We start from the raw sequence: 23,474 nt of genomic DNA, 5'->3' as shown, positions 1-23,474 counted from the left end.
CATAGTATTAAGAAAATTAATGTTAAAAAGAGAGAGAGTATGAAAAAAACAAAATTGATTATTATGTTAGTCTTGCTTGTAATTATTTTTTTCTCCTGTAAATCGGTGCCTGAGGATGGCCTAAAGTTGGCTTTTTTGCCTGAGATAGGAAAACAGTATCAGTATGAGCAAAGTACCAATATGAAAGTGACTTTGTCTGTTGCTGTTATGGGAGAGAAAGAGGAAGGCAGCTTTGATTATGTTGTTTCTGGAGGAAATACGGTTCTGTTTCCGGAAGAAAGAAAGGGAGAATATACTGTCATAAGTTATAAGTTTGTTAATGCTCCCAAGATTTCTATGACAGGTACTGGAATTTTTAAAGATTTAAGCCAGGTGGATTTTTCAGATAAAGCTATGTCCACTCTTATGGATATGAATCTGTCAGTGTTTAAGATTGTGTATGATAAGAAAGCACGTATTTCTGAGATAATGGGATTAAAAGAGTTTTATATAGACATGATGAAAAAATCAGAGGCTGATGAGAATGTCATTGCAATGATTAATATGATGGATATCGATGGATTTATAAACTCTATTATCTCCAACAATAATAAGCTTATGGAACCTTTCTTTGCCTATTTTCCAAATGGAAATATAAAAGTAGGTTCTTCCTGGAGCTTAGAGGATAATACAGAATTTAACGTAGGAGAGCTTCTTTCTTTTACCGGTATGGATTTATCAGCCATCAGCCTTCCTTTTTCCTATAAAAGTGATTATATAGTAAGTAGTCTCGATATGAGTAAAGCAAAAATAGAATACAAAAGCACTGCTAATTTTGATATACAGAAATTTATAGGTTCTCTTGTTGGATTTTTAATGGAGCAGGCAGGAGGAGAATATGAGAATGATATGCTTTTTGTTATGCTTCTTTTGGATACCATAAAAGATATACCTCTTGTTGCAGAAACCTCTGGAACTTATGTTCTGGATGTGAGAACAGGGATGATAAGAGAAAAAAGCGATAAACTAAATATAAAATATAAGATTGATACTTCTATAGATATTGAGGGAACTACTGTTCCGTTATTTTTGGATTTGACTATAGATTCCAGTACAGAAGAAAAATTAAAATAGGTTATACAAGAATGATTATTTAGGGTCGGAGTCTATCCGGCCCTTTTTTTATAAAAATGATTTATTATTATGACATATTCTTTTTAAAAAGTTTGCAGCCGATATAAGTAATAAATATAATATAATAGGTACATATGGCTAACAGAGATAGACCTGACAAAATAATAAGGTATAAAAATCACGATAGGTTTACAGAAGAAGATAAAATATACGGTAAGCAGACACGAGATAATTTTATCAAGCTGATAGACAGGGTTTTGCTGTGTCTGGACAGTCTTGAGGTTGATGCTGCTGTTTCTCTGGCAAGAGTACTCAATCATATGGGTATCAACTCAGATAACTATCTTATTTTCCTCAGATTTCTTGAAACAAATAATTCTCATGTTGTAAACGCCCTTATAGGAAGAAGAAACCCCAATCTTCTTTTTAGTCACATAAAGCCCAACAGATATCTTGTAAAAGAGGCTTTTAGAATATTGGCAAGGTTTGACAGAAATCATATCAACAACAAGGTTCTTCTTGCTCTTATGGGAATATTGCAAAATACGTATAAATTATCTCAGTTTGGGTATTCTATATATCCGCTTACAGTTGCTGATGTTTATAACATAGGTAAATATATAAACAAAAAGAAAAAACAGGAAGAAGAAAATAATGAGCTGATACTAGATATACTCTTTGACGTATACCTCATGGGCATAGACGAGTCCAATAAGAGGATAAAGGCTGTTGCTCTTGCTGCTAACAAAATCCGCATGGCTTATTTTGACAATATCAAACGTCTGGAAGACGCGATACCTGAGGTGCTTCTCATGATGGATCCCAAGGGAAAAGAAGTGGAGCCAAGATATATAAACCCGGAAGAAGGAGACTGAGATGGCTATCCGGAATATTCCGGAATATTTGGAAGAGCTGTTCTCTGTATTTAGACTGTATGGATGGTGTGACAGAGTGCACAGGAGTCTGGATGAGCTTTCTGCAATAAAAGAGCAAAAAGAAAGAGATGTTCTACAGCAGGAAGCTTTAAAAATAATAAGAAAAAAAGATGCGGATAAGCATGAGGCTTTTCTTAGTCTCATAATCTTAAAAAAAAGTGGTATACCTGTCAGAGAGCTGTATGAGGATGCCTATAGAGCTCTCAGAAACAGGTTGTATCTCAACGATTTTCCTTTTGTAATAAGATATCTCTTTGACAACAAGATACCTCTACCTAAGGCACTGGTATATGACATAACGGAGCGTCTGTTTTTTTCCATAGAAGATATATATTCCAGAATAGTAGAAGATTTTAAAAGAGTGCCATTTAAAAGTGCAGAAGACGTTGTTTTCTATCTTCTTCTTCAAAACTGCAGGGTGGATCTCAACAGCCAAAACAAAGAACTTATATGTATAATTCTTCTTCATATAGAAATAAAAATACCTGATTATGTAATAGTAGATATAGTCGACTATATGGACGAAAATGCAACACTCAAAGATAACTGGAAAGAGCAGAAAGAAAGGATAGTATTCTCCAGGGAAGAAAAAAAAGAAGAGAAACCAGTCTATACTGTTGATAAAGAAAAAAGAGATGTTTCCAACCTTCCCCAAGAATATGTTATAGAAATAGATAAGGATACAGAAAGTACGGAACTACCTGATAGAGAAAACGTAGAGATAAAGCATCATAGAGAGTACTCCGAACCTGACAGATATGATTTTTCTTCTATGCGACAAAAGGAAGAAGAAGATACACAAGAGCCTGCAGAAAGGGCAAGCATAGATCTGGATAGCATTAAGAAAGGTTCTGCCTATGATAACCTTGTCAGACCTGTTATGGACTCTTCTGAGAGGAGAGATGATAATACGGAGGATAACAGACCTCAGATACTTCCTGATACAGAAAAATCAGATGCAAAATACGAGGAATATACAGGTCTGGATAACAAAAAGGTAAGTAAAAGAAGAAAAAAAGAAGATGATAACAGTATAAAAAGTCCTGTAATAGAACACAGGGAAAAACAGCAAAGAGATTTTGCTCTTACAGAAGAAACAATAATAAAAAAAACAGTCATAGAATATGGGGATTATATAGATCCCAACAAAGAGAGAGGAATAAGACTGGATAGACTGGACAAAAACAAGTGGAAAAAAGATAAAAAAGAAGCAAAAGTAGAGCAAGAACATAAAACAGAAAAAAAAGCAACAAGTACACAGAAAAAAGAAATGGCTTGGATTCCCAGTTCTTTTTTTAAAGAAAATGAGAAGACACTCTTATTAATCTTATCCGGACTTTTGATAGGCTTTATTATCTTATGGTTAATGCTAGTATTCTCAAAGAAAAATCCTCCTGTTAGTCCTGTAGAAGAAAAAACAGCAATCACACAGCCAGCAGAAAATGAGTCTCCTCAGATACAGATAGAAAATAAAACACCCGAGAAAAACAGCACTGCTCTGGAAAAGGATATTATTCCTATGGAAAAAGATTTTACTATCTCCCTAGAAGATGGAGTTGTGGTCTGGCGTGTAAATAAAGGGCAGAGCTTTTATGACCTCTATGAATATATAAAAAAAAACAAATCATCGCTTTCTCATGATTTGCAATCTCTTGCCGATTCTTCTTGGCAGAATTTTATTGCCCACTTGCAGTCTTTAAACCAGCAAAGATTTCCCAATATCCAAAATATGGATACCATTCTTCCTCTAGAAAAATTCATTATCTTAAAAAAATAGAATTATCACACAAAAAATGTAGAGAAAAATTTGATTTTTTTTATGCCATATACTAGGCTAAAAAAGTAAGGTATGTCAACAGGGTGTTGACTGTAAAAGCACCTTGAGGAGGAAAAAATGCTTAATATGTCGTGGACCTCCATATTTACGGAGGAAGAGCTATACAAAATGCGAGTCAGATCGGTTACTGACTTTTTAAGATGTGAGACCCCTCAGGCAGTAGAAGCCTCCATAGAACTTGCCAAGTATATTAACAGACAGGGGATGGATAGTCAGAACTATCCTCTGGTTTTAGAAATTCTGGTTGCTGGAAATTATCATGTGATAGATGCACTTCTAGAGGGTGAGGATGCTTTTGATTATTTTGCCAAGGTAGAAGTAAATGCATATATAGTAGATTTTGCGTTAAAGCTTCTTGATCAATATGCACCTGGCAATCTGTATGAGAAGGTTCTTCAGATAATCTTTGGTATAATCTATAGAACTTATCATTCTCCCAAAGAGGGTTACAGGATATATCCTCTCACTTTGGAACATCTCAATGCCATAGGGAAATATCTTGATAAGACAAAGGACCAGCGAGATTCTATCAATAGATTTATTCTAGATATTTTGGGAGACATCGGAGGGTTTAAATCTATCAATAAGGCAGATCCTGTGATTGATAAGCTGGCAGCTCATGCCATAGCAATAAGAAATGCATTCTTTGATAGAAGGCTTGGTATGGAAAAAGTTATCCCAGAGAAATTGCTGGTCAGGGATGACTACAAGAAAAATACGGTTATGCCCAGGGACGTTGTCCCTTTTAAAGCATAAAAATAAATCTTTAGGAGGTCATGATGGCCGATAGTAAATTGGACAGTTTCCATCAGGAAATATGGTCGGAAGAGTCGATTTTCAGAGTAGAAAATCATCTCATTAACAACATTTTTGCCTGTAGGACCCCTGATGCCGTGGAGGCCGCTATAACCTATGCAAAGTTTCTTAGGCTTAGCGGGCTCAACAATCAGAACTATCCCCTGTTTTTAAAATTGTTGGAGATAGATAACCACTGGGTAATAGATTCTCTTCTTGGAGATTCCGATCCCTTCCTCTTCCTTACTCCTATATTGCCTACTAAGCATCTTCTTTCCACAGCGTTTAGGTTGCTTACCAACTGGCATCCGGGAGGTATATATCCCAAGACATTGTCCATAGTTCTTGGAATATTGCAGGCTGCATACAGCTATGCCAAGGATGGATATAAGATACATAACGTATCTATCAATGATGTCAATAACCTAGGTAAACATCTCAACAAGGAAAAAGGACAATCTGATCCTGTAAACAGAGCAATACTTGATATCTTGGACAGGATATCTCTCCTGGAAGGACAGGGAGGAGAAGAAATGGAACTTATAGCAAGACAATGTAACCTGATAAGAAGTCACTTCTTTGATAAGCGTAAGAAGATGGAAGATGTTATTCCTCAGGTTCTTCTTGTCAAATCGGACTTCCTTGTCAAGGAAGTATTACCAGAAAAGGTTTTTGAGGACTAGGGAGGACGTATATGATATTACTTGATAGAAACAAAGTCTTTACTAACAAAGACATAGCAACAATAGAAAACAATATTCTATATGGCATAATGGGATGCAGAACAACAGAAGCTGTAGAAGCTGCAATAACCTATGCCAACTTCCTTAATAAAACAGGACTTACTAACGAGAACTATCCCATATTTATAAAGGTTCTTGAGATAGGAAATCACTGGGTTATAGATGCCCTTATAGGTGACAGAGACCCCTTCTTGTTTTTTAGCTCGATACAGCCCAATTATGAGATTTTGGCAGCCTGTTTTGCCCTTCTAGCAGAAAGGCACCCCGGAGCAATATACGCTAAAACCCTGTCAGTAATTTTAGGTATTCTCCAGGCTGCCTACAATGTACCAATAGATGGTTATAGATTATATGACCTGTCTGTATCGGATGTCAACTCTTTGGGAAAGCATCTTGATGAGGAAGTAGGACAGGAAGACTCTCTTAACCGTGTTATACTTGATATATTGGATAAGATTTCTCAGCTTGAAGGTCTTGAGCCTGAAAACCGTAATATGGAAGAGGTAGCTATACACGCCAACGAGATAAGGAATTTCTTCTTTGATGAGACAAAGCATCTTAGTGAAGTTATTCCACCTGTACTTCTTGTAAGGATGGACTACAAGAAGTTTGAGGTTGCTCCAAGAAAGCTTGTAGATTTTAAGCAGTCCAAGCTTTTTAAAGAGGATACGGTAGCAGGAGAAGCTTCTGTAAAGACTACGACAAGAGGAAAGAAAGTCGCCCCTGAGTCTCCTACCGCAGCGGCAGCAGAAGAGACGAAAGAAGAATAAGATCAGTTATAGCCGGCGGCTTTTTGTTTACTACCTTGTCGCCGGCTTTTTTCGGGAGGCAACATGAATATAGAATGGGCAAAAAAACAGCTGGAACTTGGAGTAATAGAAAAAGAGTATATAGATTTTCTCAAAAATGAGTATCTGACAGCTATCCTTGATCCCAAAGATCCCAAAGATGTAAACGCTCTTGTTGCATATGCTGGCTATCTCAATAGTGTCGGACTTAACTCTGATAATTATCCTCTTTTCCTCTATGTTCTATTTGCCAATAATGCAGCTGCTGTTGATGTGCTCTTGGATGGGTATGATGCTGCAACCTTTATGGAAGAGGTCATTCCTAACCATTATATTATAGAAAGCTTCTTTGAGTTTATGAGAAATTACAAAAAGAATGAGGTGTACAGAAGGAGCTTGGAAGTCATAGTAGGTTATATGGCAAAGATTTATAACTCTGTGGAAGAAGGTTATCAGCTGTATCAGCCTACTGTAAGCGATGTAAATGCTCTTGGAAAGTTTCTTGATGAAGAACAAGACCAAGATGAATCTCTTAATAGACTCATCCTCGATGTACTGCTGTTTTTCTCTGATCTTGATATGCCATACGAAACGGATGAAAATAAGCTGGAAATAGCAAGGCAGAGTTCCCGCATACGTTCTGATTACTTTGATAATACGCGCTCACTTATCAATTCTCTTACAGAGACTACTCTGGAAAAGTCAGATTCTGTCAAGTTTGGGGTGGCGCCGGAGTATTTCTATGGTAAAGTTCCTGGATAAATTTCTAGTACAAAGCATAAAAAAGGACCGCTTAGTCGGCCCTTTTTTTATGCTTTTATCTCACATAAGAATCAGTCAAACTTGTTATATATATTCTTAAAGGCTTCTCCCATGTCGTTGTATTTGTCCTCGTCATCATGCACTCTCTCGTAAGGAAAATGCTTATTAAAATATTCGTAAACATAGTCAACTCTGTGTTTTATGTTATCCGTTATATTTTGTGCCAGCTCGTTCTTATCCGGATTATGCCTTAGTACTACACGGCACATCTCCTGTAGTTTCCTCATGTCAAGACTGTTGAAGTAATCAAAACGCATATTGAAAAACTTCATATCGTATATGAGAAAGTTCTCTATCTTGAGAGGAGTAAGATAACGAGTCTTTTCTAGTCTGCTCCATCCAAAACTCTCATCGTTTCCTTTGATTTTCATCCCTTTGTATAATAAATCCGAGTTTAAGAAATCTATGGGAATGACAATCTGATTGTTTTTGCTGTTATATCTTATAACATAGTTGTTGGGATTTCTGTCCTCGTCATAGTATATCCATCGGTTTATAAGGTCCAGGAGAAGTTGCTCCTTGAGTTCTCTTATCTCCATGTAATTGGCACCAGACAACTGCTCAGATCGAGCAATCATCTTGGTGGCTTTGTATGTCCTTCCATCTATCTTTGTGATTATGCTTGGAGCAGAAGGTGTTCTTGTCATGTGGTCTATAAAATAGCAGATAGTTGCAATCTCTGTCTGTTTTTGAGTCTTTTCATCATCCACTGGTTTTATAAGCCACTTTTCAGAAGGATTTTCCTTTTCTACTGCTCCAATATAGTTTCTTATCTCTGCAAAAAACGGTATTCGCATACCCTCCCTGATTTCAAGAATCTCATCCGTGCAATAGTATGCAACAAGCTTTTCTATCGGTTTTTTTATATTAAGAGCATCTATAATATCCTCATCTGCAAGAAAGTCTTCCAGATTGGTGTAGTCAAAATATTCCATAAGATTTCCCCTCCGTATAACAATAACTAGGCATAATCATCAAGTACAAACCTGCGCTTTTTTAACCTTAGGTCTGCATATTTTACGATATATTGCATAGAGTCCTTAAAAACCAGATAAGGACATTTTTTTGGCAGATTACTGTATAAAATTATATGATTCTTTGTACCAACAGGATTTATCCAGATAGAATCATCTCCACCCCATTTCCACATAGGGTTATGTCCTACAATAAAAGGAATATTTTCAGGACATCCTAGTAGTCTGCGGGTCTCTACAATGTCCTCTTCTCCGTACTCCTTCATACTTGGAGTGGAGCGGAGCTCATTCAACCTATTCCACAGAAGCTGATGTTTAAGGTTGGGAAAATGATCTATATTAATAATCTCTTCGCGCGTAATACCTCCCCTTGGTGGTCCTGCATGCGTTGCAAGAAAATAAGGATGCTTGACAAAAACAGGCAGACTATCAAAAAAGACCTGCATAAGATTGGCATATTCCTCTCCGTAGTACTCTACAAGTGCCCGTCTGTACTCAAGCCCTTGTTGAATACCATGCTTGGCAATCTGACTGTTCATAGTCTCGTGATTGCCCAGAATATAAACCACATTATTGGGATATCGTTCTAGAAGATGTAGAGTAACCTCCATAATTTTTATGGAAGACTCCATCTCGCGCATATACCCAGAGCGGTCATCATGAATAATATCGCCCAAAAAAACCAGTACTGCTCTGTTGTCTCTTAGCTTTGCGAGATTACCAGAATCCATAAGAATTCTCTTAAGATTATTTTTGTTGGCGTGTAAGTCGCCTATAATAATGATTTCCCTGTCGTCATCATCGGAAAACTCCACAAGACCACCCGGATTGCCGTCTGAGTTTAATGGCCTCATAGATGTATCCATATTGCGCACAACATCTATGGCAATCTCAAGCTTTTCCAGTGGGCTCAACCTAGAGTAAGAAATACTATCCACTACCATCTCCCTTATAAAAGAACTGCTTTAATTATAGAAGAAACCCATACGCTCTGCAAATTTTTTAAAAAATAAAATACCGAACGGCATAACTGTGCCATGGTAAAGCAAAAAAAGAAGAAATTGCACAGTTATGCCTGCTTTTAGCAATCAACAGTAAAAAACATGTTTTGCTTGTCATGTGGACAGGTTTTCTGTTAGTTTTAAGCACATGAAAAAAATAAAAGCAGTAGTTTTTGATCTGGATGGAACCCTTATCAACACCCTGGAAGATATAGCCTTAGCCTGTAACAAGGTCTTATCCGATAATGGATATCCCGAGCATCCTGTGCAAGCCTATGGCAAAATGGTAGGAGACGGTGCAATAACACTTATAGAAAGAGCTTTGCCTCCTTCCTTAAGACAAGAGAGTGAGATAGAAAGGCTTTATGCTCTTTTTAGAAAAGAATACGCAGATAGAGCGCATAGAAGTACCTGTCTTTATCCGGGGATAAAAGAACTGCTTGAACATCTGAAGAAGATGGGAATTCCTATGGCTGTTCTTTCCAATAAGCCAGATTTTATAGTAAAAGATTCTGTAAAACCTTTTTTGCCATTGGAATATTTTGATATTCTTTTGGGGCACAAGGATGGTGAAAAGCCCAAGCCTGACCCTGCAGGGCTTAAGAGAATAATATCTGCATGGGAACTGGAGAAGGAGCCTTCTTGTGTATGTATGGTTGGGGACTCTGATGTGGATGTTTTTACGGCAAAGGCTGCAGGAGCATCTTCCTGCGGTGCTGCATGGGGATTCCGTGGCAGAGAAGAGCTGGAAAAAGCTGGTGCCGATTTTGTTGCAGATAGTGCTTGTGAGCTTCTTGAGTTTTTTTCCTGATTTTTGTTACCAGTTGTGTTACTCTGTTGTATGTTCTCGTTTTGCAAGGAGGCTTTTATGAAAATATATAGATTATGCGTTGTCTTTCTTGTGCTTGTTTTTTTCTCTGTTTTTCCGGTTTTTGCGGATAATCCGGAGCCTGATGCAAGTATTGTTATAAAACAGACTGCTCTCAACAAGTTTCTTGAGGCTATAGGGCCTCTTTCTAATAAGGAGCGGTTTAGTGTTGCTGGTGTCAGGGGTGAGTATGTATGGGAGATAAGAAATCCAAGGATTGTTCTTGAGTCTGATAGGGCCAGGTTTGAGGGGGATGTGTCTGTAAAGGTTCCTTCTCTTAGGATTTCTTACACAGCTCCTGCACGGGGAGAGGTTTCTGTACGCTATGACCTTGACTCCAACAGAATTAAAGTAAGGGTCACCAGGGCTTCCTTTGATGTGGTTGTTAAGGTTTTGGGTAAGAGACTTAAGGTTGCAGAGGTAGACCTTGCAAGGTTTTATACTATTGCTTTTGATTTTCCGGGTCCCAAGCCTTTTGAGTCTTTTGTTGAGGTTACGCTTCCTGATAAGAGAAAGAAGGATATCAGGATTACTACTGTGCCTGTTCTCAGGATAGAGAAGGGGCAGATTGTTGTGGGTTCTGAGCTAAGGTATTCTCCTTCTGATAAGAGATAGTTTCTTTTTGTTTTTGCTTTTATCTGCCAGAGGCAGGTTTGCCTGCGCCTTTCTTTATGTTTTTACAGATATGGCGCAGGTAAACCGTTCGGTTTATTGTATTTCTATGTTGAATAGTGTTCTTGCCAGTATTCCTATGCCAAATGATGCTATTGCTACTCCCAGGCTTACGAGTGTCATCTCAAGAAATAGTTTTATGAGTTTTTCTTCTTTTACTATGCTTATGAAGAATGTAAAGATCAGTATTATGAGTATTGCTGTTGCAAGTGTTACTGCAAGGGCTGTCATGTATGATTCAAAAAGGAAGTAGGGGAGTACTAGGAGTATTACTGTCATCAGGTAGATGCTGCCTGTATACAGGGCTGCTTTTATCGGGGATTTTCCTGTTTTTTCAGAGCGGGTTGAGAGATACTCTGATGCTGCCATGGATAGTGATGCGGATATGCCTGTTATGAGGCCTGTCAGTCCTATGAGGCTGGTGTTTTGTAGTGCAAAGCTTAGGCCTGCAAGTGCGCCTGTGAGTTCTACTAGTGCGTCGTTTATTCCTAGTACCATTGAGCCTATGTAGTCCAGTCGTTCTTCGTCCAGCATGGCTGTGAGTTGTTCTTCGTGCTGGTTTTCTTCCTGCATGATTGTTTTTGCTTCCGGGATTTCTTCTATTATTGTTTTATAGGCTTTTTCTGCTTTTTCCTCGTTTTTTTCCATCAATTTTATGGCAAAGGTAAAGCTTATGAGTTTTGCAAGTATTATGTAGAAGAATGCCTTTAGTTTTGATGGTTTTGTGTTTTTGCCTGTGTATTTTTGCCATATTTTTGCGTGTTTTTCTTCGTCATCCGCTATTTTTTCTAGTATTTTGCGGTTTTCTCCTTTTATTGTTGCTGCGAGTTTTTTGTATACGTAGTGTTCTGTTGTTTCTGTCTTTTGAAATTGTTCTATTGTTTTCCTCGTCTTGTTGTCCATTGTTTTCTCCTTCTATCGTGTTTTTACTATATATTGTTTTTTTTCTGCGGGCAAGTAATTGGTTTCTTGCTTTTTGTTGTGCTGGGTTGTGTATTTTCTTTTATTTTATGCAAGCTTAGAATGTATGTGCTCCTATGTTTTTTCATGTTGTGTCCTATCTGGAGTAAGAAAAGGATAGGCTTGTATAATGGCGGTTTTTATGGATTTTGCTGTTGACAGTTATTGTGTTGCTTTTTAGGATTGGTGGTATGAGAGATGTTAGTTTTGAGTGCGGTGTAGTTTCTTTTGCGGATGGGTCATGTATTGCTTCTTTTGGTAATACCAGGGTTTTGTGTACTGCTTCTTTGCAGGAGGGTGTGCCTCCTTTTCTTGAGGGGACTGAGAAGGGCTGGGTTACTGCCGAGTATGCTATGCTTCCTGCCAGTGTTCCAGGTGGCCGCAAGAGGAGGGAGAGAGATAGTCGCTCGGTTGAGATTCAACGGTTTATAGGTAGGTCGCTGAGGGCTGCTGTGCATATGGACCGGCTTGGCGAGTACACTGTATATGTGGACTGTGATGTTTTGCAGGCTGATGGAGGTACGCGTACTGCTGCGATAAGCGGGGGCTGGGTGGCGTTGTATCAGGCGCTTGGCTCTCTTGCTGCTTCTTCTGATAGGGATGTGAGCGAGCTTGTTGCTGGTCAGGTTGCTGCTGTGAGTGTGGGTATTGTGGATGGGGAGTATGTGCTTGATCTGGATTATGCTCATGATAGTGTTGCTCAGGTGGATTTTAATGTGGTGATGCTGGATAATTTGATTGTAGAGGTTCAGGGAAATGGGGAGCACGGAGCTTTTTCCCGCGAGCAGCTTGAGAGGATGCTGGATTTTGCAGAAGACGGGATAGAGCGTATTTTTGCAGCACAGAAAAAGGCTTTGGGCTTGGCATAGGGGCTTTTTCTTTATTATTTGTCTCTGTCTTTTATATCTACGGTTTTTGCGGCTTTGATTGTGATGCTGTATGTAAGCGTGTAATGCTACACAGTTTTTTGATGGGTGTGCGCAGTGCATGTCTTTTTTAATAGTCTTTTTCTGGAATGTTGCTGGCTTTTGTGCGCAGGAGGTTTTCCTTTTTTAAAGTATGTATGTTATGTGTTTTTCTTTTATGAGGCCTTTTTTCCTATAAAGAAGAAAGCCTCTTTTGCAATTTTTGCAGACTAGTCTGTGTCCGTCTTCTTTTTGTGTTAATGGAGGCAGTGGGTATATGCTTTGTTTGTAGCAAAAGGGACATTCTGCTGTAATGTTTTCTGTATTTTTTTTCATTTTTATATTATAATCTGATAGGTTTTGTAAGGAAAGGAGTTTTTTATGAGTTGGTTTTATAGTCTTGGAGTCGTGATGCAGGCTCTTATTGCGGGGCTTTTTACTTGGTTTATGACTTTGTTGGGCGCAGGGAGTGTTTTTATTTTTAAGAATCCTTCTCGTAAGCTTCTTGATATGATGCTGGGATTTGCTGCAGGTGTCATGATAGCAGCTAGTTTTTGGTCGCTTTTGGCTCCTTCCATAGATATGGCCGAGAGAATGGGGATGATTCCTTGGGTTCCTGCTGTTGTAGGCTTTTTGCTTGGTGCGGTTGTGCTAAGAATTATGGACCTTGTTCTCCCTCATTTGCATCCTGGCGAACCTATTGAACATGCTGAGGGTATACATACTACCTGGAAGAAAACTGTGTTGCTTGTTGCAGCTATCACTTTGCACAATATTCCCGAAGGGCTTGCCGTGGGTGTTGCTTTTGGTGCTATTGGTGCAGGAATCCCTTCTGCGGGTGTTGCTGGTGCTATTGCGTTGGCTATTGGTATAGGGATTCAGAATTTTCCAGAAGGGCTTGCTGTATCCGCTCCTTTAAGGCGTGAGGGGATGAGTGTGGGGGCTAGTTTTTTCTGGGGGCAGATGTCAGCTATGGTTGAGCCTGTTTTTGCAGTTATTGGAGCTGCTCTTGTTATGGTTATGCAGCCTGTTTTGCCATATGCTCTTGCTTTTGCAGCCGGGGCTATGATCTTTGTTGTTATAGAGGATGTTATTCCGGAATCTCAGTTGTCCGGTAATTCTGATATTTCTACTCACGGTGCTATTGTGGGGTTTGCGGTTATGATGCTTTTGGATGTTGCTTTGGGTTGATGTGTGAAATTCTATATCAATACTTTTTGTATTTGTGGAGCTTTTGTGTAAGATAGGTTTTCTGTTTTGCTTTGTATTTGCCGTAGGCAGGAGTCCCTGCGCTTGTCTTTTTTTGCTCCGGTTGGTGCAGGGACGACGTTCGGTATGGTTTTATTGGCTGATGCCAAGGGTTATGCTGATTATAATTTCTATTGTCAGGATGCTTACGGGTATTGCTGCAGGGATGTGCTTAGTGCCTACGGATTCTTTTTCTGTCGATAGCTGCTTGCTTTCTGTCAGGATGGTGTCCAGGCTTGCTACTATGTTGTGTCTGTTTATTGTTTTTTTGCGGGACATGAGGTTTGCGTAGTATTCAAAGACTTTTGCAAAGTAGCGTCCTATTCTGCCGGGAATCGGTAGGTCTTTTTTTACTGCAAAGAGAGATAGGAAGATGAGTCCTGTAAGTGTCAGGCCTTTTTTTAGACCGCTTGCAAGTGCATCCTGAGTTATGTTAAGTCCCGCTATGTTTGTGATTATCCTGCCGCGGGGGATGAGGAGTTCAAAAAAGCTTATGCCTGTTATAAAGAGGATAAAATAGAGTGGTTTTATTCTTTTGCCAGAACAGTTTGCCAGGATGGCTGCCGTAAGTGTAAATGAGAGTTTTAGTATAAGGGAGTCTGTCATAAGCAGGGTTATCATAAGGCCTATTCCGCTTATAAGCTCAAGGTATTGTGCTTTTTTTTTCATCTAGAGTTTTCCGCCAATAAGTTTTTTGTACCACTGGGATTTTTTAAAGTACAGCAGGCATATGAGGCCTACTGTAAATCCGCTTACTGTGCCTATGCCGAGAAAAACAGGAGCTATGACTATTGCAGATGTGCCGAATATGTACAGTACAGATAGGCTAAGCTGTACGCTATTGCTCACAAAGGCACCCAAGGTGCTTATTCCTATGGGGCTTATATGTTTTTTTGCAATGCGGCTTACGAGCAGCATGAGAGTACCGGAAGAAACAGAACCGGCTATCGAGAAGAGAAACACATAGGACAGCAGCGTGCCATTGACTATGGCCTGGCCTATGGCTTTGCCAGCTATAAGCAGTAAATAGTACGGCACATCCAGGACAGGCAGCGCTGCAATAAGGGGTATATTGGCCAGCCCCAGACGGATATATGGCAGCGGTTTTGGCACAAGGTACTCAAGCGTAGAAAAAAACATACTTAATGCTGTAAGGAAGGCTGTTATATCCAGTTGCTTTTCCCTGCTGTAAAGAGAAGCCATAAAACTCCCGTATTTTTTTTGAGTATGATATTGCCATACCTATTTTTTGTCCAGCCAGAATCCTAGTTATATTATATTTTTATACCGAACGGCAGAACCGTGCCAGCTAAGGTATACGGATAGAAACGAGGCTGTCTTCATTATATGTCATAACATGCAGAGGTGGCACGGATCTGCCTGCCTGCGGGCGCATACAAACATGAGCTGATTCTGTACATTGTGTGATGTGAGTTTTGTATAAAACAGTGTTGTACAGACAGAGTTCTTCTATATATAACAGTTATTTTAAGATGGATTTATGGCTTGTATGCTTAACACTATTCCAGCGATCTTGGTCGCCATTCTCCTCCCAGCAATGCATATATTTCTGTATATCCTGCTTTTTTTACACTCTCTAGCGCATCATCAAGGCCAAAATCTATCTGAGCTGGATCGTGAGCATCCGAGCAAAGTGTTACGGGAATATCCCTCTGCCTGCACTCAGAGAGAATCCAGTCCGACGGATAAGCTTCTGTTGTCTTTTTTCTTGCAAGACCACCCGTATTTATCTCAAGTATACAACCTGCATCTGCTACTGCATCCAAAGCCTTTTCTACCGCCTTTTTATACCAGGACTCTTCTCCAGTGAAATACTTGTTTCCTGGATTGTTTTTCTTGATGAGGTCAAAGTGTCCCACGATTGTAGGTGGGGTTTCTTTGCACATGATAGCAATCTGATTGTAATACCATTCTACCATCTGCTGTACCCCGCCAAAAAAAGAAATAGCTTCTTTGTATTTTTTTTCGTCTCCGTCCAATTCGTAGAAGGTGTGTGTTGCCATATCTTCTGCTATATGTACCGAGCCTATCGTATAATCCAGTGGCTGGAACCTTTGGTCATAAGGGCTCATGTGCGGAGGAAGATAGTCAATCTCAAGTCCAAGATATATATCAAGTCGTTCTGCACTTTGTTTTAACTCCAGTATGGTTTCTCTATATTTTTCCAGATCTTTTTCCTTGAGCGTCCAGCTGTTCTTGTATGGCAGCGGAGCATGAGAAGAAAAACCCAATGCCAAGAAGCCTTTTTTCTCTGCTTCTCTTACGTAGTCTATAGGCTTTCCCTTGCCGTCACAGAAGAAAGAATGTGTATGATAGTTGGTGTGCTGCATCATAACTCCTTTTACAAAAAGTTCTGCTTTTATCTTCTTACTATTATGTTTACAAGTCAATAAGTATGGACTGATTGGTGAGAATTGTTTGTAATTATCTTGTTTGTTCTTTTGCATGTGCGCCGCAGGCAGGAGTTTCCGCGCCTTCTTTGCTTTGTTCTGCCAAATATGGCGCGGAAACGACGTTCGGTATTGATAATTTATCTTTTTTAATTGACTTTATAAAGATGTTGATTTATCATATTTTTGCATAGATATGCAGGAAATGTGTATAATAAAAACAAGGAGTATTCTATGAGAAAGAGAGTAGTATTGCTACTTCTGTTAGTAGGGTTTTTATTTGTATCTTGTGAGGAGAATATGAGAAGCCTTGCCGATAAAAATGGGCTTCTTTTCGGTGTTGCTGTGCGTTCTAGCGACCTCTTTGACCCTGTTGCATCCAAGTTGATAGAGGATAACTTTAATATTGTTGTAACAGAGAATATCATGAAGCTGGAAAATCTGAGGCCCAATCCGCGTTTCTGGAACTGGAATCCTGTTGACGATTTTGTCGAGGCTGCAACTGAGAAGGGTATGAAGTTGCGCGGTCATACTTTTATCTGGCATAATCAGTTGCCGGCTTTTGCACGCAATATCCGTACGCGTGAGGAAGGTATCAAGGTGATTGAGGATACCATAACCCAGGTCCTAACACGATATAAGGGAAAATTTTATGAATATGATGTTTGTAATGAGATTATAGATGATGAGACAGGCGGGCTTAGGAAAACGGTCTGGCTTGACACTATAGGGCCTGACTATGCGGATATCGCTTTCCGGATTGCAAAGGAAACGGATCCGTCTGTTAAACTTATTCTCAATGACTATAGCAATGAGTATGCTGGAACTATTAAAGGTGATGGTTTTTATAACTTTGTAAAGGGCATGGTTGAGCGCGGAGTGCCTATAGATGGTGTGGGTTTTCAGTTGCATCTCAGCACGGACTATCCTCTTAATGAGCAGGCATTGCGTAAGAATATACACAGGTTTTATGACCTTGGACTCACTGTTTCTTTTACTGAGATCGATGTCAGGGTAAAAATGCCTATGACACCACAGAAGGAAAAGTTGCAGAAAGAGATCTATGAGAAGCTGCTTAGGATTGCACTGGAAGAAAAGGTCTCCTGTTTTGTAATGTGGGGATACACCGATGCCAATAGCTGGGTTCCAGGCACTTTTCCCGGCTACGGAAGCGCCCATCCCTTTGACAGACAGCTTAAGCCCAAAGAGCTATATATCAGCATGGGCAAAATACTTGCAGAGTATGCTGAGAAAAATAAAAAGTAAGGTTGCCTTCTAGCATTTTATGCTCCCCTGTTTTAAGGGGAGCATTTTTTATACCTAACGGCAGAAATGCGCCCTTATTAAGAAAAACAGGTGAGATATACGCCTCTCTGCCTGCCTGTGGCGAATACAGGGAAAAGATTATGCTCGTTTTTACAGATATGCCTTCTGTGTTTTTGTAAAAAAAAGAGTTGATGATGTTAAGATACCATATTATTTTTTACGCATGCATGAGTTGGAAAGCCTTGCGTTTTATTTTATGCTATACTCCTTTCTGGGATGGATAATAGAGTCCGCTTACAGGAGTATCACAACAAAAACCCTTATAAACTCAGGTTCCTTATACGGGCCTTTTATCCCTATATACGGATTTGGAGCCGTATTTATCCTGCTTGTAAACGACAGCCTTTTGTTTTTACCCTTTGGAATAAGGATTTTTATTTTTACTCTTATAGCCACATCTCTGGAATATTTTACTTCCTATATAATAGAAAAAACGTTTGGTCTTAAATTCTGGGATTATTCCAATTTTCCGCTCAACATCAACGGTAGGGTTTGTCTCCTTTTTAGCTCCTTTTGGGCTATCCTTTCTTTTGCAGAGATTGAGATAATACAACCGTTTTTTACAGAATTGTTGCGCTCCGTACAGCAGGATACAGCTCTTATTATACTTGTTTTGTTCTATGTCTACATTGCAGTCGATACTGTTTATTCTTTTAAGCTTTATAAGAGATTTGCCTCTCTTATCATAGAACTTAGAAAGGCTGTGAGTGTTGAAAAAACAACTCAAGTCATAAAATCTATTCTCAGCAACCTTTCCGATATGGAGCTTGCTAGGATGCTAAGACCTGCGAGGGCTTTTGGCTTTTTGAGAAAAAACCTTGCAGAATTGCTTAAACCGGCGAGGATAGATAAGAATATCATATTTGCCATAAGAGACAGCGTAAACAAAAAGGTTTTTAAGACAATGGATAGACAAAGCAGGTACGGGCTTTACAAAGAGTTTAGAAAGCTTGCTTCCGAGATTACAGAGACTGAGAAATACAGACGGATAAAATCAATAAACCATCATGGAAAAAGCATTTACCAGCACAATCTAAAGGTTGCGTGGGTCTCTTATCTTTTTGCCAGAAGGATGAATCTGAGGCTTAAAGAGACAGTGCAGGGTGCTCTTCTGCATGATTATTTTTTCTATGATTGGAAGAAGTGGGGGGCAAAACAAAGCTCTCTTCCTCACGGTTTTTCTCATCCTACAATATCATATAAAAATGCAAAAAAGGATTTCCCTTATATAGGGAAGATAGAACGAGATATTATAATAAGACACATGTGGCCGCTCACTGTTATTCCTCCCATAACACGAGAGGGGTATCTTGTAAGTTTTGTGGATAAATATGTTGCAGCATCAGAGTTTGTAAGGAGTATGAGATAACTTCTGTGTCTAGCTGGGTAAGCTTATGATGGAGAACTAATTGTTCCTCTGCTGGGTATAATTTTCACTTTGCTTTTTAAAATTGTTTTGCAAATAATTCTATATAACTATGCGTATGAGGTTTTTGTGGCAATAGGCAAAAAGATATATAAGGTTTGACATATATTATTATTGTTGCTATATTCTGAAATAATGAAACTATCTTATTGTTTTGAATTAAGCGTAAGGATGATGATATGGATATGATACAGAGATTGACAGAACATCTTAAGAAGAATCTTATGTGGTATGCTCTTTTATCCATAGCAGTGGGATGGTCATTGGGAGTGCTTTTTCCCGGGTTTGTTGTGGCTAACAAATCTGTTTTGAGTGTTTTGATTACTGTTTTTGTTTTTATGATGATATATCCCATGATGATTAATCTTAATCTAGAAAAGATTCCCGGTGTCTTAAAGAAGCCTAAGCCAATCATTATGACTGTTCTATATAATTTTGTTATTACTCCTTTGATTAGTATTTTACTTGTAAAATTGTTTATCCATGACCAGGAGATAGCGCTTGGTTTTATGCTGGTTATGTTGATACCCGGCTCGTCTATGAGTCTTGGTTATACCGGTCTTGTGGAAGGTGGTTTGGAGATAGCTACTGTTGCAATGGGGTTTATTTTTGTCCTTATTCCAATTTTCTTGCCTTTCTTTATACATATCTTAGGGAAGGCTTATAATATTGCTATTCCTCTTGGTTTGTTGTTGAAGACAGTAGTCCTTGTGCTTATAGTGCCAATGTTTGCGGGTGATATAACTAGAAGGATCATTATAAAGAGTAAGGGGGAAAATGGATTTAAGAAGATTAAACCTCTGTTTTCTTTTATAAGCATGATAACAATGCTTTTTATGGTCACTCTTATCTTTATGCTAAAGGCTCCGGTACTGTTTAAGAACTGGACTGTTGTTGTTAATCTTGCTTTTGTAACATTGATATATCTTGCAATTATGTTTCCTCTTATGACTGTAGTCAATAAACTTTTTAAAATAGATTATAAGGAGCATATGGCTATTGCCTTTTTAAGTACTGGTAAGAATAATGGTACTGCTATTGCTATTGCCATGCTTGCCTTTTCTGCTATGGTGGCCATACCTGCTGCTATTTTGCCGTTGTTTCAAATTATATTTTCTATTGCTTATGTTCATCTTCATAAAAAAATACGCGAATACTTTGATAGGGGAATGTAGTAGTTATTTGTATATTTTTTTGAAAAAAAATGGAGGAAGGACAGGTTGTTCTTCTTTTTTTGTATCATTGGTTTTGTGCAAAAGCCGCACTGTATTTCTATAGTATATAAATAATTCTGATGCGTTCTATGGCTGCAATATTGTAGTGCTATTTTCTGCAGCTTATTACGGGGTACAGGAGTATAAGAAGTGCTCCAAGTATTATAAATGCACCTGAGAGTCCTGCAGTATCTGCAATGAGTCCAAACAGGGGAGATAATACGACCATGGCAATGGATCTTAGCTGGCTGTCTACGGATAAGACTGTTGCGCGCTCTGTTTTTTCTATTATATCGCCAAGAACATCTACTATTATTGGTCGCCTTGCATTTTTTACTATGTAAAGGGCAAAGAATAGGATAGGTATCAATATGACTATATTGAGCTTTATTATTAGTGCTGTTATTGCCATGAGGATTGCAAGGATCAGGTATCCTGTGTTTAAGAGATTGACGGAGCTAGTTTTTTTAGTAAGCTTATATATGTTTCTTGATGCTGCTGCACTAAATATGTAGAAGAGAGCATAGGTTATTCCAAGTATGGCTTTTATGTTTTGTTCTTTTTCTAAGAAGGGAAACAGCATAATTGGGCTTGCCATTATCATGGTCTTTAATATTGGCTGTATGTAGTCTTTTGTTACTTTAAACGATGCGTCAAATTGTGCGGAGTTGATAAGGACTCGGAGAAGTTTTTTTCTTTTTATTATTTTTTTTAGGTGTAAAAATGTATCTTTTATCAGTCCTGATGCGGAAAATTTAGTTCTTTGTTTTTCGTCAAGGTATTGCGGGTAGCTTATGACAAGCAGCGCATCTATGAGGTAGGGGAGGATTGATAGCAAAAAAAGCCACTTTACGGATGGGAGTCCTATTATAAATGCTATGGATAGTATTGCGGATAGTGCTGAGCCTATGAGAGAAAAAGAGCGTGTTCTGCCGTAGACAAGTGTTTTGTATTCAAACCAGTTTTTATGCTCAAGGTAATTGTATATTAGTGCTTTGTGTGTTCCCGAGCGAAATGCTTCTCCCAGCGCATAAAGGCTTATGGCTATTACTGCGATTGCAAAGTTTTTTATAAAGAAAAAGCCTGCAAATGATGCTATGTAAAACGAGAATGCTATAATCAGAGCTGTTTTTTTTCCATAATTGTCGGCAAATACTCCGGATGGGATTTCCATGAGGTATACTATTGCTTCTTGTATGGAAAACAGTGTTCCTATAAGAAAAAAGGAAAATCCCTGATTGATAAGATAGAGGTATAAATAAGGTTCAAAAAACTTTAGGTTTTTAAAGAATCCGTAGAAGCAGAATTTTCTTATGTTGGGGTCTTGTCTGATTGTTTTTTCTATGTCCGTTGCCATAGGCCATGATAATGTATTCTAATACGAGAATCAATGATTTTATTTTGCGCCGCAGGCAGGAGTCCCTGCACCGTGCTGCTTGTTTTTCTCTGTATGGTGCAGGGACTCCGTTCGGTATTTTTTTATTATTTGTATAGTTTATTAATTTTGTCTACTTTACTATAAGCATTTTATTTGATAATTTTTGTCTATCTTATTTTTATGGGTTTTGGGATGAAAAAACGAGTTTATATGGATTATAATGCCACAACGCCTGTTTTGCCAGAGGTGCGGGATGTTCTTATGGATGCTCTGGATGTTTTTGGTAATGCGTCCAGTCTCCATGGCTTTGGTAGGGAGGCTTCTGCTCTGGTTGAGGGTGCTAGAAAGGCTGTTGCACGTCTTATAGGGGCTGAGCCGGAGGAGATTGTTTTTACTGGTGGCGGGTCTGAGAGTAATAATAGCGTACTCAAGATGTTCTCCTGTGGGAGTTCTTCTTGTTCTTGTGCTTCTCTGGGGCGTTCTTCTGTTGTCACATCTGTTATCGAGCATCCTAGTATCTTGTCTACTGCGCGGTTTCTTGAGCATACGGGTATTTCTGTGTCGTATGTATCTGTGGATTCTTATGGCAGGTTTGATCTTGATAAACTGGATGAGCTTGTTACGTCCGATACTGCTCTTGTGTCTCTTATGATGGCAAATAATGAGATTGGTACTTTGCAGGATATTAAGGCTGCTGCAAGTATTGCACATAAGAAGGGTGCTCTTTTTCATACAGATGCGGTGCAGGCTGTGGGTAAGGTTCCTGTGTCTGTAAAAGAACTCGATGTGGATTATCTTAGTTTTTCTGCTCATAAGATCGGCGGTCCCAAGGGGGTTGGTGTTCTGTACGTGAGAAAGGGTACTCCTTTTTGTACTTTTATACATGGTGGTCATCAGGAGCATGGTAAACGTGCGGGTACGTATAATACTCAGGGGATTGCCGGACTTGGTAAGGCTTGTGAGATTGCTCAGGAGAAACTGGGAGAGGAGTCTTCCAGACTGTGGGCTCTGCGCGAGAAATTGAGGCAGGGGATTGAGGAGAATATAAAGGATGTGATTGTAAACGGGCATCCTGAGTATTGTCTCCCCGGTACTCTCAATGTTTCTTTTAGAGGGATTGAGGGTGAGGCTATCTTGCTAGGGCTTGATATGATGGGAGTTGCTGTTTCTACCGGCTCTGCCTGTGCCTCAGGTTCTCTTGATCCGTCGCATGTTCTTCTTGCTATTGATTCTGACCCAGAGAGAGCTCACGGGTCCATACGCTTTAGCCTTGGTTGGGCAAGTACGGAAGAAGATGTTGATTATGTTCTTGAGGTACTACCTCCTGTCGTGGAGAGGCTTAGAAAGATATCTTCTGTATATTCCGGATAATTTTACAAGGAGTTTTTATGAGCGATTGGCTTTATTCTGATATTGTGCAGGAACATTTTATGAATCCTAAGAATGTTTTAGATGTTCCTGAGGATGAGTTTTCTCCCGATGGCAGGGGGCTTGTTGGTAATGTACAGTGTGGCGACCAGATGCTTGTTGTTATCAAGGTTGAGAATGATATGATTATTGACTGCAGATGGAAGACGTATGGCTGTGCTAGTGCTATTGCTTCTACATCCATGTTGTCTGAAGCTGTAAAGGGCATGCACATCAAGGATGCCTATAAGATAACCCCGGATCAGATTGTGGAGCGTCTTGGTGGACTCCCTGAGCATAAAATACATTGCTCCGTTCTTGGAGATAAAGCGCTGCGTGCGGCGATAGAGGATTATCTTAAGCGCACAGGTCGCGAAGGAGAGATAGAAAAACAGGCTGCAAAAGTAGTGTGCAACTGTCTCAATATAACTGAGCAGGATATAGAGTCCATGGTACGTGACCACGGCGTCAGAACATGGGAAGAATTACAGGAGCACACCAAGATAGGCACTGTATGCGGCAAATGCAAACCCAAGGCAGATGAGCTTTTGCATCAGTTTACACACCTCTATGGTTGATATGTGTTTTTTAAAAGACTCATACCGAACGGCAGTGGCCTAACAGCCACTGCCTTTTTTTATATATTTTACC

Annotated in this window: 23 protein-coding genes; 16 read left to right on the top strand and 7 right to left on the bottom strand. The window is 39.2% G+C overall.

The features are described 5' to 3' along the window. Positions 1-39: 39 nt before the first annotated feature. The 7 genes from WKV44_06295 to WKV44_06265 all read left to right on the top strand — a co-directional run bounded on the left by WKV44_06295 (position 40) and on the right by WKV44_06265 (position 6,973). Positions 40-1,113 (top strand): hypothetical protein, encoded by a 1,074-nt coding sequence (locus WKV44_06295; protein ID MEM5948147.1) that lies wholly within the window; start codon positions 40-42, stop codon positions 1,111-1,113. 134 nt (positions 1,114-1,247) lie between these two features. Next, positions 1,248-1,988: a hypothetical protein gene (locus tag WKV44_06290; protein MEM5948146.1), complete on the top strand. Its 741-nt coding sequence runs from the start codon at positions 1,248-1,250 to the stop codon at positions 1,986-1,988. A gap of 1 nt (position 1,989) precedes the next feature. Then, positions 1,990-3,825, top strand: a complete 1,836-nt coding sequence (locus WKV44_06285; protein ID MEM5948145.1) for a hypothetical protein — start codon at positions 1,990-1,992, stop codon at positions 3,823-3,825. A 126-nt stretch (positions 3,826-3,951) separates the two neighbouring features. Continuing rightward, positions 3,952-4,641 carry a hypothetical protein gene (locus WKV44_06280; protein ID MEM5948144.1) on the top strand — a complete coding sequence of 230 codons (690 nt, stop codon included), beginning with the start codon at positions 3,952-3,954 and terminating at the stop codon, positions 4,639-4,641. A gap of 23 nt (positions 4,642-4,664) precedes the next feature. Beyond that, entirely contained in the window at positions 4,665-5,363 is a 699-nt protein-coding gene (locus WKV44_06275) for a hypothetical protein (GenBank protein MEM5948143.1), read from the top strand. 11 nt (positions 5,364-5,374) lie between these two features. Beyond that, entirely contained in the window at positions 5,375-6,193 is an 819-nt protein-coding gene (locus WKV44_06270) for a hypothetical protein (GenBank protein MEM5948142.1), read from the top strand. A 63-nt stretch (positions 6,194-6,256) separates the two neighbouring features. Continuing rightward, positions 6,257-6,973 carry a hypothetical protein gene (locus WKV44_06265; protein ID MEM5948141.1) on the top strand — a complete coding sequence of 239 codons (717 nt, stop codon included), beginning with the start codon at positions 6,257-6,259 and terminating at the stop codon, positions 6,971-6,973. 71 nt (positions 6,974-7,044) lie between these two features. Here the strand turns inward: WKV44_06265 and WKV44_06260 are convergent, their stop codons facing one another. Continuing rightward, complete coding sequence (locus WKV44_06260; GenBank protein ID MEM5948140.1) at positions 7,045-7,968, bottom strand: hypothetical protein; 924 nt, start codon at positions 7,966-7,968, stop codon at positions 7,045-7,047. Positions 7,969-7,994: 26 nt separating this feature from the next. Further along, a complete protein-coding gene (locus tag WKV44_06255; GenBank protein ID MEM5948139.1) occupies positions 7,995-8,945 on the bottom strand; it encodes a metallophosphoesterase in 951 nt (316 codons plus the stop codon). A 211-nt stretch (positions 8,946-9,156) separates the two neighbouring features. On the opposite strand from WKV44_06255, the gene WKV44_06250 reads away from it, so the two are divergent. Together WKV44_06250 and WKV44_06245 are read left to right on the top strand one after the other, a co-directional pair. Then, entirely contained in the window at positions 9,157-9,819 is a 663-nt protein-coding gene (locus tag WKV44_06250; protein ID MEM5948138.1) for an HAD family hydrolase, read from the top strand. Positions 9,820-9,876: 57 nt separating this feature from the next. Beyond that, positions 9,877-10,491 carry a hypothetical protein gene (locus WKV44_06245; protein MEM5948137.1) on the top strand — a complete coding sequence of 205 codons (615 nt, stop codon included), beginning with the start codon at positions 9,877-9,879 and terminating at the stop codon, positions 10,489-10,491. Between the two features lie 93 nt (positions 10,492-10,584). On the opposite strand, the gene WKV44_06240 is transcribed toward WKV44_06245, so the two are convergent. Beyond that, complete coding sequence (locus WKV44_06240; GenBank protein ID MEM5948136.1) at positions 10,585-11,451, bottom strand: VIT1/CCC1 transporter family protein; 867 nt, start codon at positions 11,449-11,451, stop codon at positions 10,585-10,587. A gap of 248 nt (positions 11,452-11,699) precedes the next feature. Here WKV44_06240 and rph point away from each other — a divergent pair, with 248 nt between their 5' ends. Next, positions 11,700-12,377 (top strand): ribonuclease PH, encoded by a 678-nt coding sequence (rph, locus tag WKV44_06235; GenBank protein MEM5948135.1) that lies wholly within the window; start codon positions 11,700-11,702, stop codon positions 12,375-12,377. Between the two features lie 417 nt (positions 12,378-12,794). After that, entirely contained in the window at positions 12,795-13,604 is an 810-nt protein-coding gene (locus WKV44_06230) for a ZIP family metal transporter (GenBank protein MEM5948134.1), read from the top strand. Between the two features lie 150 nt (positions 13,605-13,754). Here WKV44_06230 and WKV44_06225 read toward each other — a convergent pair whose 3' ends face one another. From WKV44_06225 to WKV44_06215, 3 genes are all read right to left on the bottom strand, one after another. Continuing rightward, entirely contained in the window at positions 13,755-14,330 is a 576-nt protein-coding gene (locus WKV44_06225; protein MEM5948133.1) for a hypothetical protein, read from the bottom strand. Next, positions 14,331-14,864 (bottom strand): Gx transporter family protein, encoded by a 534-nt coding sequence (locus WKV44_06220; GenBank protein MEM5948132.1) that lies wholly within the window; start codon positions 14,862-14,864, stop codon positions 14,331-14,333. 317 nt (positions 14,865-15,181) lie between these two features. Then, complete coding sequence (locus WKV44_06215) at positions 15,182-16,129, bottom strand: histidinol-phosphatase (GenBank protein ID MEM5948131.1); 948 nt, start codon at positions 16,127-16,129, stop codon at positions 15,182-15,184. Positions 16,130-16,306: 177 nt separating this feature from the next. Here WKV44_06215 and WKV44_06210 point away from each other — a divergent pair, with 177 nt between their 5' ends. The 3 genes from WKV44_06210 to WKV44_06200 all read left to right on the top strand — a co-directional run bounded on the left by WKV44_06210 (position 16,307) and on the right by WKV44_06200 (position 19,999). Beyond that, positions 16,307-17,338 carry an endo-1,4-beta-xylanase gene (locus tag WKV44_06210; GenBank protein MEM5948130.1) on the top strand — a complete coding sequence of 344 codons (1,032 nt, stop codon included), beginning with the start codon at positions 16,307-16,309 and terminating at the stop codon, positions 17,336-17,338. A gap of 223 nt (positions 17,339-17,561) precedes the next feature. Then, positions 17,562-18,767, top strand: a complete 1,206-nt coding sequence (locus WKV44_06205) for a hypothetical protein (GenBank protein ID MEM5948129.1) — start codon at positions 17,562-17,564, stop codon at positions 18,765-18,767. A 236-nt stretch (positions 18,768-19,003) separates the two neighbouring features. Further along, entirely contained in the window at positions 19,004-19,999 is a 996-nt protein-coding gene (locus WKV44_06200) for a bile acid:sodium symporter (protein MEM5948128.1), read from the top strand. A 148-nt stretch (positions 20,000-20,147) separates the two neighbouring features. Here WKV44_06200 and WKV44_06195 read toward each other — a convergent pair whose 3' ends face one another. Continuing rightward, positions 20,148-21,395, bottom strand: a complete 1,248-nt coding sequence (locus WKV44_06195) for an MFS transporter (GenBank protein MEM5948127.1) — start codon at positions 21,393-21,395, stop codon at positions 20,148-20,150. Positions 21,396-21,608: 213 nt separating this feature from the next. On the opposite strand from WKV44_06195, the gene WKV44_06190 reads away from it, so the two are divergent. Both WKV44_06190 and WKV44_06185 read left to right on the top strand, forming a co-directional pair. Beyond that, positions 21,609-22,787 (top strand): IscS subfamily cysteine desulfurase, encoded by a 1,179-nt coding sequence (locus tag WKV44_06190; GenBank protein MEM5948126.1) that lies wholly within the window; start codon positions 21,609-21,611, stop codon positions 22,785-22,787. 17 nt (positions 22,788-22,804) lie between these two features. Further along, entirely contained in the window at positions 22,805-23,401 is a 597-nt protein-coding gene (locus WKV44_06185; GenBank protein ID MEM5948125.1) for an iron-sulfur cluster assembly scaffold protein, read from the top strand. The last annotated feature ends 73 nt before the right edge of the window (positions 23,402-23,474 follow it).

Source organism: Spirochaetia bacterium 38H-sp (assembly GCA_039023545.1).
In the GTDB taxonomy this organism is placed as follows: Bacteria; Spirochaetota; Spirochaetia; order Winmispirales; family Winmispiraceae; genus Rarispira; species Rarispira pelagica.
This window is presented reverse-complemented; position numbering and strand designations above follow the sequence as displayed.

What these genes read in the sequence shown, in the direction of transcription:
- WKV44_06215 (MEM5948131.1), bottom strand. Translation starts at nt 16,129, where the DNA reads ATGCAAAAGAACAAACAAGATAATTACAAACAATTCTCACCAATCAGT.
- WKV44_06245 (MEM5948137.1), top strand. Translation starts at nt 9,877, where the DNA reads ATGAAAATATATAGATTATGCGTTGTCTTTCTTGTGCTTGTTTTTTTC.
- WKV44_06240 (MEM5948136.1), bottom strand. Translation starts at nt 11,451, where the DNA reads ATGGACAACAAGACGAGGAAAACAATAGAACAATTTCAAAAGACAGAA.
- WKV44_06205 (MEM5948129.1), top strand. Translation starts at nt 17,562, where the DNA reads ATGCATGAGTTGGAAAGCCTTGCGTTTTATTTTATGCTATACTCCTTT.
- WKV44_06295 (MEM5948147.1), top strand. Translation starts at nt 40, where the DNA reads ATGAAAAAAACAAAATTGATTATTATGTTAGTCTTGCTTGTAATTATT.
- WKV44_06230 (MEM5948134.1), top strand. Translation starts at nt 12,795, where the DNA reads ATGAGTTGGTTTTATAGTCTTGGAGTCGTGATGCAGGCTCTTATTGCG.
- WKV44_06275 (MEM5948143.1), top strand. Translation starts at nt 4,665, where the DNA reads ATGGCCGATAGTAAATTGGACAGTTTCCATCAGGAAATATGGTCGGAA.
- WKV44_06225 (MEM5948133.1), bottom strand. Translation starts at nt 14,330, where the DNA reads ATGAAAAAAAAAGCACAATACCTTGAGCTTATAAGCGGAATAGGCCTT.
- WKV44_06210 (MEM5948130.1), top strand. Translation starts at nt 16,307, where the DNA reads ATGAGAAAGAGAGTAGTATTGCTACTTCTGTTAGTAGGGTTTTTATTT.
- WKV44_06220 (MEM5948132.1), bottom strand. Translation starts at nt 14,864, where the DNA reads ATGGCTTCTCTTTACAGCAGGGAAAAGCAACTGGATATAACAGCCTTC.
- WKV44_06270 (MEM5948142.1), top strand. Translation starts at nt 5,375, where the DNA reads ATGATATTACTTGATAGAAACAAAGTCTTTACTAACAAAGACATAGCA.
- WKV44_06250 (MEM5948138.1), top strand. Translation starts at nt 9,157, where the DNA reads ATGAAAAAAATAAAAGCAGTAGTTTTTGATCTGGATGGAACCCTTATC.
- WKV44_06285 (MEM5948145.1), top strand. Translation starts at nt 1,990, where the DNA reads ATGGCTATCCGGAATATTCCGGAATATTTGGAAGAGCTGTTCTCTGTA.
- WKV44_06265 (MEM5948141.1), top strand. Translation starts at nt 6,257, where the DNA reads ATGAATATAGAATGGGCAAAAAAACAGCTGGAACTTGGAGTAATAGAA.
- rph (MEM5948135.1), top strand. Translation starts at nt 11,700, where the DNA reads ATGAGAGATGTTAGTTTTGAGTGCGGTGTAGTTTCTTTTGCGGATGGG.
- WKV44_06185 (MEM5948125.1), top strand. Translation starts at nt 22,805, where the DNA reads ATGAGCGATTGGCTTTATTCTGATATTGTGCAGGAACATTTTATGAAT.
- WKV44_06195 (MEM5948127.1), bottom strand. Translation starts at nt 21,395, where the DNA reads ATGGCAACGGACATAGAAAAAACAATCAGACAAGACCCCAACATAAGA.
- WKV44_06200 (MEM5948128.1), top strand. Translation starts at nt 19,004, where the DNA reads ATGGATATGATACAGAGATTGACAGAACATCTTAAGAAGAATCTTATG.
- WKV44_06280 (MEM5948144.1), top strand. Translation starts at nt 3,952, where the DNA reads ATGTCGTGGACCTCCATATTTACGGAGGAAGAGCTATACAAAATGCGA.
- WKV44_06260 (MEM5948140.1), bottom strand. Translation starts at nt 7,968, where the DNA reads ATGGAATATTTTGACTACACCAATCTGGAAGACTTTCTTGCAGATGAG.
- WKV44_06290 (MEM5948146.1), top strand. Translation starts at nt 1,248, where the DNA reads ATGGCTAACAGAGATAGACCTGACAAAATAATAAGGTATAAAAATCAC.
- WKV44_06190 (MEM5948126.1), top strand. Translation starts at nt 21,609, where the DNA reads ATGAAAAAACGAGTTTATATGGATTATAATGCCACAACGCCTGTTTTG.